Here is a 10,561-nt window from a genome sequence, read left to right as displayed (position 1 = left end):
ACCGTTTGGCCCGTCGCCGGAGCATCGACACCCCCGGACAGTCGGAGGAAGGACTACCCCGTGTCCACTCGCCTCGCCCCCCTCGCCGGAGCCGCCGTCGGCCTGCTCCTCGCCTTCTTCGTGGTGCTCGGGGTGGCCCTGGACCTGCCGCTGCTCACCGCTGCCGCCGCCGCCCTTCTGGGGGCCGCCATCCTGGCCGTCCAGGTCGACTCGTGGCGGCGGGTCCGGGAGCAGCGCACCTTCCTGCGGGACGAGATCCGCCGGGCCGCGGAGCAGGGTCCGGCCCCGGCCGCGACGCCGACGTTCCCCGTCGCGCAGCCGGAGGACGTGCTGGGGGCGGTCCGGCTGCTGCAGGCGCAGTACACCGGCCGGCTGGACCGGATGCAGCGGACGCTGGAGGACGCGCTGGACGGCGTCGCCGGCGACCGTGCCCCGCGCTCCGGCGCCGGCCACGCCGCCGACGGCGACCCCGCCGGGCGGTGAGCGACGTCGCGGCGTCGACCTCGGCGCAGGTCGCTGCTGACCACGCCCGGATCGCCGCGCAGCGCTCGCGGGCGCTGGTCGCCACCACCTTGCGGACCCGGTCGGTGCACGCCCGGGAGGTGCTGGCGCAGGTGGCCTGGCCCGGGCATACCCCGGCCGACCTGGAGGCGTGGGCGGCTCGGGGGCCTGGAGCAGGGATCCCGGAGAACGCCGACCCGGTCGGCGTCGCCGACCACGCGCGGGTGCTGGCCGTGCAGCTGGGCCTGCCGGAGGAGCAGCAGAGCGCCCGTGCGCTGCTGGAGCAGCTGGCCTCCACCGAGCACTGGGCTGCGGTGCGCCGGGAGCACCGGGAGCTGCTCGCCCAGCTGCGGGTGCTCGGGGGCGACCCGGACGGCGCGCTCTCCCTGGTCGAGGGTGAGGGCATCCGCCCCGGGGTGGCCTCCTCGGTGCGCGCGGACGCCCTGAACCCGCACCTGGTGCCCGGAGCGGACCCGCACGCCTGGGCCACCGCCTTCTCCGCCGCGCTGGGCGGCGGCCGGCTGGCCCCCGTTGCCGCTCCCGTTCCGGGAGCCCTGCCCTCGCTGGACGACCTGCGGGTCAGCGGGCCGCCCGAGCCGGTGGCCGACGGGACCGGCGGCGGGCGGGTCAGCGTGATGATGAGCTGCTACCGACCGGGGCCGGCGCTGCTGACCGCGGTGCGTTCGGTGCTGGCACAGACCTGGGCGGACCTGGAGCTGTTCGTCGTCGACGACGCCTCTGGGCCCGGCGAGGACCACCGCTGGGACGCGCTGCTGGAGCAGGTCGCGGACGCGGACCCCCGGGTCCGGGTGGTGCGTAAGGCCGTGAACGGCGGCACCTACCGGGCGCGCAACACCGCCCTGCGGCTGGCCTCCGGCGACTTCGGGATCGTCCTCGACTCCGACGACTGGTGGCACCCGCAGACCCTGGAGGCCTGCCTGCGGCCGTTCCGGAGGCGACCGGGGCTGCTGGCGACCCGGGCCGAGGGGGTCAGGGTCACCCCGGACCTGGTCCTCACCCGGCCCGGCTACCAGCCGCGCTTCCCCTCGGCCGCCACCGTCCTCTTCCGGCTGGGCCCGGTGCTGACCCGGATCGGGTTCTACGACCCCACCCGCAAGGGCGCCGACACCGAGTTCACCCGACGCCTGGAGGCGGCCTTCGGCCCCGTCGTCCAGGACGTCCCGGAGACGACGACGATCCTGCGCGGCGGCGGGGTGACGCTGTCCTCCGAGGAGTTCGCCAACGGCTACCGGCACCCGGCGCGGCACCAGTACAAGTCGCTCTACACCGCCTGGCACGAAGAGATCTCGGCCGGGCGCAGCGCGCCCTTCCTGGACCCGGACGAGCCCCGGCGGGTGCCCGAGCCGGCGCGCTGGGCCCGGGCCACCCACCCGCTGCGGGAACCGGTCCGGCACCTGGACCTGGTGCTCGCCGGGGACTGGCGCCGGCACGGTGGACCACAGGCCTCGATGGTCGAGGAGATCCTGGCCGCGCGCGCGGCCGGGCTGCGCGTGGGGGTGATGCACCTGGAGGCGCTGCGCTTCATGACCACCCGCGACCTGCCGGTCTCCGCCCAGCTGGTGGAGCTGGTCAGGTCCGGGACGGTCTCCTGGGTCGCCCCCGACGACGACGCCGACATCGACGTGCTCATGGTCCGGTACCCGCCGATCCTGCAGTACCCGCCCCGGCTGCCCCGGACGGTCCGGGCCGGGCACGTGCTGGTGATGGCCAACCAGGGCCCCCTGGAACCGGACGGCACCGACCAGCGGTACGTGGTCGCGGACGTCACCGCGCGCACCCGCGAGCTCTTCGGGGCCCCGGTCACCTGGGTGCCGCAGAGCCCCACCATCCGGCGGCTGCTGCGGGAGCAGGACCCGGACGTGGCGCTGACCACCTGGGACAACCCCGGGCGGATCGACGCCGACGCCTGGGCCGTCCGCAGCGCGGAGCCGCCGGAGGCCGACCGGACGGTGGTGGTCGGCCGGCACTCGCGCGACGACCGGATCAAGTTCCCGACCAGCTACGCCGAGCTGCACCAGGGGTATGCCTTCCCCGACGGGTACCAGGTGCGGATGCTGGGCGGCCAGCTGACGGTGGCCGGGCTGGCCGCCGCCGCCGGGGCCGAGGTGCCCCCCGGCTGGCAGGTGCTGCCGACGACCCACGGCGACGTGCGGCCCTTCCTGGCCGGTCTCGACTTCTTCCTCTACCTGGACAACCCGGACGCGCACGAGGCGTTCGGCCGGACGCTGCTCGAGGCGGCCGCCAGCGGGGTGCTCACCATCGCCCACCCCAAGCACCGGGAGACCTTCGGCGACGTGCTGGAGTACGCGGCGCCCGGGGAGGCGCAGGCGGTCGTGGCCGGCTACCTCGCCGACCCGGAGGCATACCGGGAGCGGGTGGCCCGCACGACCGCCCTGGTGCGCGAGCGCTACGGCCACCAGGGGTTCGTGGAGCACCTGCGCCCGCTGCTCACCCGCTGGTCCGCCGAGCAGGAGGGCGCACGTGCCGCCGCCGCCGAGGCCGACGTCGAGCCGGGGGCCGACGACGCCGCGGGCGTGCGCGTCGAGCGGCTGCCGCTGCGCAGCGCGGCCGACGCGGAGCGCGCCGACGAGCTCTCCGTCGTGCACGACGCCGTGCCGCCGGAGGCGCTGCGGGCGTGGCTCACGGCATACCTGCCGGACCCGCTCGGCCCCGCCTGGGAGCCCGGAGCGCTGCTCGCGGCCGCCCCGACCGGGGTGCGCGAGGTGGTGCTGCGCCGGGACGGGGTGGTGGAGCACCTGCAGCCGGACCGGGGCCACCGGCCGGGGCCGGACGCGTAGGGTGCGTGCCGTGGCAGTGAGCTGGGACCCCGCCGTCCTCGACGGCGTCGTGTCCGCGACCCGTCGCCAGCGGGTCGTGGTGCTGGCCGAGACGGCCGACGAGCTCGACCCCCTCGCCGAACCGCTGCGGGGACTGGCCGCGTTCGGCCACCAGGTGGTGCTCGTCTGGCTGCGCGGGACCCCCGGCGCGGCCCTGTCCCCGCTCACCACCCGTCGACCGGTCGCGCCCGGTCCCATCCGGCGACCGGCCGGTCTGGTGCGGCAGCTGGCGACGACCCCTCCCGCGCACTGGTGGGGGGACCGCACGGGCCTGGTGGGGGCGGTCCGGCTGGACCCGCGGACCCGTCGGGTGCTGGGCCGGGCGGAGGTCGTCGTCCCGGTCGGGGAGGCCGCCCGGCGCGTCGCCGTCGCGCTGCTGCCCGCCGGTGCCCGGGTGGCGGACCCCGGCACGCTGCACGGGTGGTCGCTCCTGGACACCGTCACCGCCCTCGGGACGCTGGAGCAGGAGATCGCCGACGATCCCGGTGAGCTCGAGACGGACCGGGTGGCCACCCTGGTGGACCAGCTCGGGCTGCTGGCGGGCGGGGTGCCGCCGGAGCGGCAGGGCCTGCTGCTCACGGTGGCCGGGGTCCTGCACGACCGGGGCGAGTTCGAGCTGGCCGCGACCGTCCTCACGTTCGTCGACGAGCACACCGGCGACCCGGTGGAGCAGGCCCTGCGCCGCGGCTGGAAGGTCCTGGTCGCCACCTCCGCCGCCGGCGCGCGACAGCCCGGGGACGCGGCCGCGGTCACCGCCCTGGTGCGGGCCGCGGACCGTGCGCTGGAGGACGACGACGAGCCGCGGGCGGTGGACGCCGCCCACCTCGCGCTCAGCCTGCTCTTCCACCGTGAGCTGCACGCGGACGGGACCAGCTCACCCCTGGTGGAGGACCCGGACACCTTCCTCGCGTCCTGGCGCGGCTCGCGGGTCGGCCGGCTGCTCGCCGCCTCCACCCCGCAGGAGGGGACCGGCCGCCGCGCCGCCCGGCAGGCCGGGGTGCTCGTCGAACCCGGCGCCTGGCCGCGGTTCGCGGCACCGGTGCTGGAGGCGCTGGCCCGACGCACCGAGGTGGTCGAGAGCGACCTGGCCCGGCGCTCCGGCTACGGCGGAGGACTGTCGGTGCGTCGGCACCTGGTCGAGCAGCGGCTGGCGCAGGCGCTGGGCCGGCTGCCGGTGCCCCGCTACGACCTGCTGGAGCAGACCGAGCAGGTCGAGGCGGTCTTCGTGGACTGGGCCGACCCGGCCGCGCTCGCCACCGTGATGAACGCGGCGGCCGGTGTGCCGCTGACCCTGCGGATCCACAGCATGGACGCCCTCTCCTGCTGGATCCACCTCATCGACTGGAGCCGGGTCACCCACCTCGTCCTGGTCAGCGAGCCGCTGCGGCTGCTCGTCACCCGGCTCCTCGGGGCGGCGCTGGAGCACACCCAGGTGCACGTGGTGCCCAACGTGGTCGACCTCGCCCGGGTGGTCACCGAGAAGGACGAGGGTCACCGACGACGCCTGCTCATGGTCGGCTGGGCCCAGCAGGTGAAGGACCCGCTCTTCGCGCTGGACGTGCTCGCCGCCCTCCTCGCCGAGGACCCCTCCTGGCGGTTGCGGCTGGTGGGCGCCGACTTCCTGCCCGGGTCGGTCCGATCACAGCAGGGCTACGCCCATGCCTTCCGCCGGAGGATGGCCGAGCCGGACGTCCGGCACGCCGTGGAGCTGGTCGGCTACACCGACACCGTGGCGCCGCACCTGGCGGCCTCGGGCTTCGTGCTCAGCACGAGCCGCCGGGAGAGCTTCGGGGTGGGCCTGGTCGAGGCCGCGGCGGCGGGGACGGTGCCGGTGGTCCGCGACTGGCCGATCTTCGCCCCGCTCGGCGGCGCCCGCAGCCTCTTCCCCGAGGACTGGGTCGTCGACACCGTCGACGAGGCGGTCGCCCGGATCCGGGAACTGGCCGAGGACCCGGCCTGGTCGCAGGCCTCCCGGGACGCCCGGCAGGTGGTGGCGCGACGCTTCGACGGCGAGCAGGCCGCCGATGCCCTGGTGGCCCTGGTCCTGCCCTGACTCAGCCCTGCAGAGCTGAGAGCCGGGAGAGCAGCTGCACGGCCGCGCTCACGTGACCCACCGGGGTGCGGTGGTCCAACGGCTCGGCGTCCAGGGCGGACCCGGCCTCGACGAGACCCCAGACGGGCCTGCCGCTGCCCCGGTGGTCGCCCCACGCGGAGGGCAGCGCGGGGCCGGCCCCCGTCCGGTCCCCGGTCCCCGGGTCGCTCAGCAGCAGCACGTCCATCCGCCGGTAGAGCGCCAGCAGGTCGAGGTGGCGCGGGAGGTCGACCACCCGGACCACGTCGGCGAGGCCACGTCGGGCGACCTCCTCCCGCAGGTCCTCGTGCGCGGGGGTCACGACGTGCAGGCACAGGCCCTGCCGGGCCGGGGGCGGGAGGGCACCCAGCGCGTCCAGCACGACGTCCATCGCCCGGGGGGAGCGGGCGTCGCCGAGGTGACCCAGGTGGGTGCGCCCCGGGTCGAGGTCGTGACCAGGGTCGCCCAGCTCGTAGAACGCGGGCGGCAGGACGGGCTGCTCGGCGATGACGACCCGCTCGCGGACGCGGGCGGCGAGCGCCTCGTCGGTGACCGCCGCCACCATCCGGTCGCGCTGACGGGCGTCGGAGACGACGATCCGGTCGGCGAGGGCATGGGCCAGGGTCTCGGCCCACTCGAAGACGTTGACCGACTCCGGCGGGTGGAAGCCGGCCCGCCGCACCCCCTCGGCCAGGGCGTCCGGCAGGGCGCCGGGGTGCACCGGGGAGCGGCGCGACTTCCCCCGCGCGTCGTGCGTGAGCGGACCGGAGAACTCCGCGGTCCACTCCAGGTCGGGACGGAGCAACCTCAGCCGGGCCGCCAGCACGTGGTTGGCGACGTGGTCGGCCCGGCTGTGCAGCTGCTGGTAGCCGGGACCGTGCCGGTCCCAGTCGAGCGCCTGCTGCAGCCCCCGCTCGGTGAAGCGCGCGATCCCCGGCCACTCCTCGACGAGGGTCGGGGAGTCCACCTCGTGCCGACGACGCACCAGGTCACCGGCGATCCGCTCGAGGTCGTGGTCGAGGGTGAGGTCGAGGTGCTCCGGGCCCCTGGCGTTCTGGATCACGTCGACGGGTCGCCCCCGCTCGCGGACCCGTTGCGCCGCGACCACCGCACCGGGGTCGCTGTGCGGGGGGAAGGCGTGCGCGATCACCAGGTCCTGCGCGGCTGTCACGTCCCGCCCCCGGCGCGGTCCAGGACCTCGGTGTAGACGTCGTCGACGATCGCGGTGATGCCGCTCCAGTCGCGCTCGCGGACCACCCAGGAGCGGGCGGCCTCGCCGAGGGTATGCCGTTGCGCCGGGTCGTCCAGCAGCTCGCCGAGCACGGCGGCGAGGTGGTCGACGTCGCCCTTGCGGAAGAGGCGGCCGGTGACGCCGTCCTGGACCATCTCGGCCAGGGCGGCGACGTCGGAGGCCAGGACCGCCTTGCCCATGGCCATCGACTCCAGCGGCTTGATCGGCGAGATCATCTCGCAGACCGGCAGCGGCTTGCGCGGGAAGGGCGCGACGTCGACCAGCGACAGGTAGCGGCTCACCTCGGCGTGCGGGACCCGTCCGGTGAGGATGACCACGTCCTGCAGCCCGGCCTCGACGCAGACCTCGCGGACCCGCTGCTCGTACGGGCCGTCTCCGACGACGAGGACCCGGAAGTCGTCCGCTCGCCGGGTGCGCAGCCGTGCGACCGCCTCCAGCAGCAGGTCCACCCCCTCGTAGTCGACGAGACCGCCGACGTAGCCGATGACCGTCCGATCCCGCAGCCCCAGCTCCGCCTCCAGCTCCCGGTCCCGCTCGACCGGCCGGAAGAGGTGGCTGTGCACCCCGTTCGGGACCACGACCGCCCGGTCCTCGGGCACCCCTCGGTCCACCATCTCGTCGCGCAGCGCCCGGGTGATGAGCAGCGCCGCGTCGGCCCGGGTGGCCAGCCCGGTCTCCAGCTCGCGCAGGAAGGCCTCGCGCCCGGACCCGGCGAAGGCCGGGTCGCGGGACACCTTCATCAGCTCCTCCAGCCCCCGCATCTCGTAGAGGAAGGGCACTCCGAGCCGCCGGGCGGCGGTGATCCCGGCCAGGCCGGCGACGTAGAAGCTGGACGCGTGGACGAGGGCCGCCCGCCGGCTGCGGGCGATCCGCTCCACCCCGGCTGCGGTCGCCTCGACGTACTCCGCGAGGGGGTACTGGGGGTACCGCCGGGCGTCGGTGAGGATCCGGTGGTAGACGATCCCGTCCACGGTGTCCGACGCCGGCACGGTCTGCGTGCCGGAGGCGGGCCAGCGGTCGTAGGGGAAGCCGAGCCGGGTGACCGCCTCGATCCGGCGGCCCTGGGCGGCGAGCCCGGTGAGGATGCCGTGGGTCCGGGTGGCGTACCCGCCGGAGGTGTGCGGCATCGACTGGGAGAGGACGGCCAGGGCGGCGGAGGGGTCCGGCGGGTAGGCCGGGGTGGGGCGCATCGGCGGCGGCGACCATCCCCGACGGACCACCCGGAGCTGGTCCTGGGCGGAGGTGAAGGTCTCCTGCGCCCTGGACACCCCCGGGTCGGCGGCCAGCGCCCGGGCGGCCAGCATCGCGGCAGGGGTCGGGTGTCCGGCGGCCAGCGCCCGTACGGCGGCCGTGGCGATGTCGCGGGCGGGGATCTCGGTGCTGGCCTGCGGACCGACCTGCTGCCCGCCGGGGACGGTGGCCACCACGTCGGCGGCCTGCTGCCAGGCCCGGACCCGGACGAGGGCGCGGGTGAGCACGGCGACCGGGCGGACCCGGGTCTGCAGGACCCGCGTCGAGACCGCGGAGAACTCCTGCTGCCCCTGACCGTGGGCGGTGACCAGGTCGTCCTCGTCGAGGAGCTCCCGGGCCTCCTCGAGTCCGGGGGCGCCCGCCTCGGCGACGGTGGCGGCGAACCGGTCCAGCACCTCCCGGGGGGCGCCGCGGAGCAGGGCGACCAGGGCGTCGGCCTGCCGGGGGGTGCGCGGCACGGTGGAGGCGACCAGGTCGAGGACCTCCCGGGCCCGGGCCGTGTGCCCGGTGCGCCGGGCGAGGCGCAGGTATGCCTCCAGGGTGGCGGGCGTGCGGCGCCCCTGCTCGTTGGCCCGCTCGGCGGCGGCGAGCGCACCGTCGACGTCGCCGAGCCGTTCCAGCGCGCGGCTGGAGAGTAGCAGCGTGCGCGGTCCGGGGTCGAAGGCGAGCACCGGCTCCAGCAGGGTGAGCGTCTCCTGCGGGTCGCTGGCCAGGACGTGCTCGGCCCGGCGCAGGCGGGTGCCGAGGACGAACTCGCCCCACCCGGCCGGTCCGACGTGTGCCGGGAGACGCGAGGCGGCCCCTGCCGCGAGGCGGCGGCCGAGCCGGCGGGCGGTGCGGGTCAGCTGCATACCTGGTCCTCTCCTGCGGGCGGCCGTCCGTGCCGGGCGCGGCGTGCTCATACCGACACCAGCTCGCGCGGGTCCCCGTAGGTGACCACCCGGCCGGAGCCGGACATGAAGATGGCGTCGTCGACCTGCCAGGTGTGGCCGGTGCGGTCGTGGCTGCGGATGCTGACGAAGTTATAGCGATCCCCGGAGTAGGTCGACACCCCGGCCGCCATCGCCCGGTTGAGGAAGTCGGAGTCCACGGCCCGGGGGATGTCGCTGAACCGCAGGTCCTCGGCGACGTCCCGGTGGGTGACGATGGACCCGCCCTGGACCAGCCGGTGGTAGGTGTTCTCGAAGCCGCCGAAGCGGAGCACCACCGCCCCGTTGGACCGGAGCCAGACGTAGTGCGCCCACTTGCCGGTGATGCCCGCGCTGGTGTGGCCGAAGGCGTCGACCAGATCGCCCAGGAAGTGCGCCCCGTAGAAGTTGTCGTCGTCCATCTTGGCGACGTAGGCACCGTCCGAGGCGTCGATCCCGAGGTTGAGCGCGGCACCCAGGGTGAGCTCCGGGGCGGCGCTGAGCACCTGCAGCTCGGCGATGCCCAGGTCGGCGGCGCGCGCCGCCAGGTCGGCCCGGTCCACCTCGATCCCGTGGGCCACCAGCACCAGCTGGGCGTCCACCCGCTGCTGGCGGGCGACGTTGTCCAGGACGTTGGCGAGCTGGTGCGGGCGGTTGGTCGGGACCACCACCGACACGGTGCGGGACGGTGCGGGAGCCTCCAGCCCGCCGGCCCGGAGCAGGTCGCGGGCGCGGTCCGCGAGGCTGTGACCGGACAGCACGGTCCGATGGGCCAGGTGGGTGACCCGGTCCCGGAGCTCCGGCTGGCGCAGCAGCACGGTGAGGTGGCGGTTCAGCGCCTCCGGTGGCGGGGCCGACACGACCGGCTGGAGGTCGGCGGGCAGCTGCGCCCGACGCTCGGGGGTGGTGACCACCGCGGTGCGCGAGGCCAGCGCGTCCAGCACCGGCCAGCTGTCGTCCGGCTGCCGGAGGCCGACGTCGGCGAGCACCCGGTACTGCGCCAGCAGCGGCTGCTCGGGGGAGGGCGCCGCGGTGCCGCCGGTGCCGGTGCGCCGCCAGTCGTGCAGCACCTCCGTGCGGGTGCGGGCCAGGACGGGCGCGGCCTCGGGTGACCCCCGACCGTCGAGCAGGACGATGTCGCCGGGGCGGCGCGTCTCCGGCGGGTGCGCGGCGCTCTGCTGGCGCGGCTGCGTCGCCGGGGGGAGGAAGCGCACCTCCACCCCGGCGGCGGCGAGCCGCTCCACGGTGGTGCGCGCCGCGCCGTCGGGGTCAGGGCCGGTCAGCCAGGCCACCACGGGAACCGTGTGCTCGGCGGCGACCGCCGCCACCTCGAGCGGGGACGGGCCGTCGGTCCACCCGCTGATGGTCGAGCCGTCGAGCTCGAGGACGCACAGGTCGAGGTCGTCCCGGGCCAGGGTCTCCCGCCAGGTGTCCGGCTCGAGGTCGACCTGGCTCCACTCCCACGCCAGCCCGGCCCGCAGCCGGGGCCCGGCGGCGAGGGCGACGGTGGCGGTGCTGGTGGGACGACCGGGGGTCTCCGCATGGCTGCGCAGACTGCGTCGGATCAGGGTGCGGGTGTCGGCCGTGGAGGTCTTGGCAGCCTTCGCCGTCTTCGCTGCCGCGGTGGGTGGTCCGGCGGTGGTGTCCGGGGTCGACCCCGGCCGGCGTCGGCCGGTGAGCCTGCGCAGGGGTGAGGTCATCGGGGGACGCCGGGGAGGTC

Annotated in this window: 6 protein-coding genes; 3 read left to right on the top strand and 3 right to left on the bottom strand. The window is 76.1% G+C overall.

Annotated elements, in window-relative coordinates:
- Nucleotides 1-60 precede the first annotated feature (60 nt).
- The 3 genes from ACI3EY_RS00850 to ACI3EY_RS00840 are packed head-to-tail and all read left to right on the top strand — an operon-like array spanning nucleotide 61 to nucleotide 5,412.
- Nucleotides 61-483, top strand: coding sequence for a hypothetical protein (locus ACI3EY_RS00850; RefSeq protein ID WP_405036980.1), 423 nt, complete (start codon nucleotides 61-63; stop codon nucleotides 481-483).
- The gene (locus ACI3EY_RS00845; protein WP_405039080.1) at nucleotides 480-3,320 is read left to right on the top strand and encodes a glycosyltransferase; all 2,841 of its coding nucleotides are present in this window, start codon (nucleotides 480-482) and stop codon (nucleotides 3,318-3,320) included. Before ACI3EY_RS00850 ends, ACI3EY_RS00845 begins: the two co-directional genes overlap by 4 nt.
- Before the next feature lie 10 nt (nucleotides 3,321-3,330).
- Complete coding sequence (locus ACI3EY_RS00840; RefSeq protein WP_405039079.1) at nucleotides 3,331-5,412, top strand: glycosyltransferase family 4 protein; 2,082 nt, start codon at nucleotides 3,331-3,333, stop codon at nucleotides 5,410-5,412.
- A gap of 1 nt (nucleotide 5,413) precedes the next feature.
- Here the strand turns inward: ACI3EY_RS00840 and ACI3EY_RS00835 are convergent, their stop codons facing one another.
- The 3 genes from ACI3EY_RS00835 to ACI3EY_RS00825 are packed head-to-tail and all read right to left on the bottom strand — an operon-like array spanning nucleotide 5,414 to nucleotide 10,541.
- On the bottom strand, nucleotides 5,414-6,601 hold the full coding sequence (locus tag ACI3EY_RS00835) for a glycosyltransferase family protein (RefSeq protein WP_405039078.1): 1,188 nt from the start codon (nucleotides 6,599-6,601) through the stop codon (nucleotides 5,414-5,416).
- Nucleotides 6,598-8,835, bottom strand: a complete 2,238-nt coding sequence (locus ACI3EY_RS00830; protein WP_405039077.1) for a glycosyltransferase — start codon at nucleotides 8,833-8,835, stop codon at nucleotides 6,598-6,600. The genes ACI3EY_RS00835 and ACI3EY_RS00830 overlap by 4 nt, the downstream gene beginning before the upstream one ends.
- Nucleotides 8,832-10,541, bottom strand: a complete 1,710-nt coding sequence (locus tag ACI3EY_RS00825) for a glycosyltransferase (protein WP_405036975.1) — start codon at nucleotides 10,539-10,541, stop codon at nucleotides 8,832-8,834. Before ACI3EY_RS00825 ends, ACI3EY_RS00830 begins: the two co-directional genes overlap by 4 nt.
- Nucleotides 10,542-10,561 lie beyond the last annotated feature (20 nt).

The sequence above is a fragment of the Serinicoccus shuyuelongi genome (assembly GCF_045032955.1).
Lineage (GTDB): Bacteria > Actinomycetota > Actinomycetes > Actinomycetales > Dermatophilaceae > Ornithinicoccus.
Note: the sequence above shows the minus strand (reverse complement) of the source record. Positions and strands in the feature narration are given on the sequence as shown.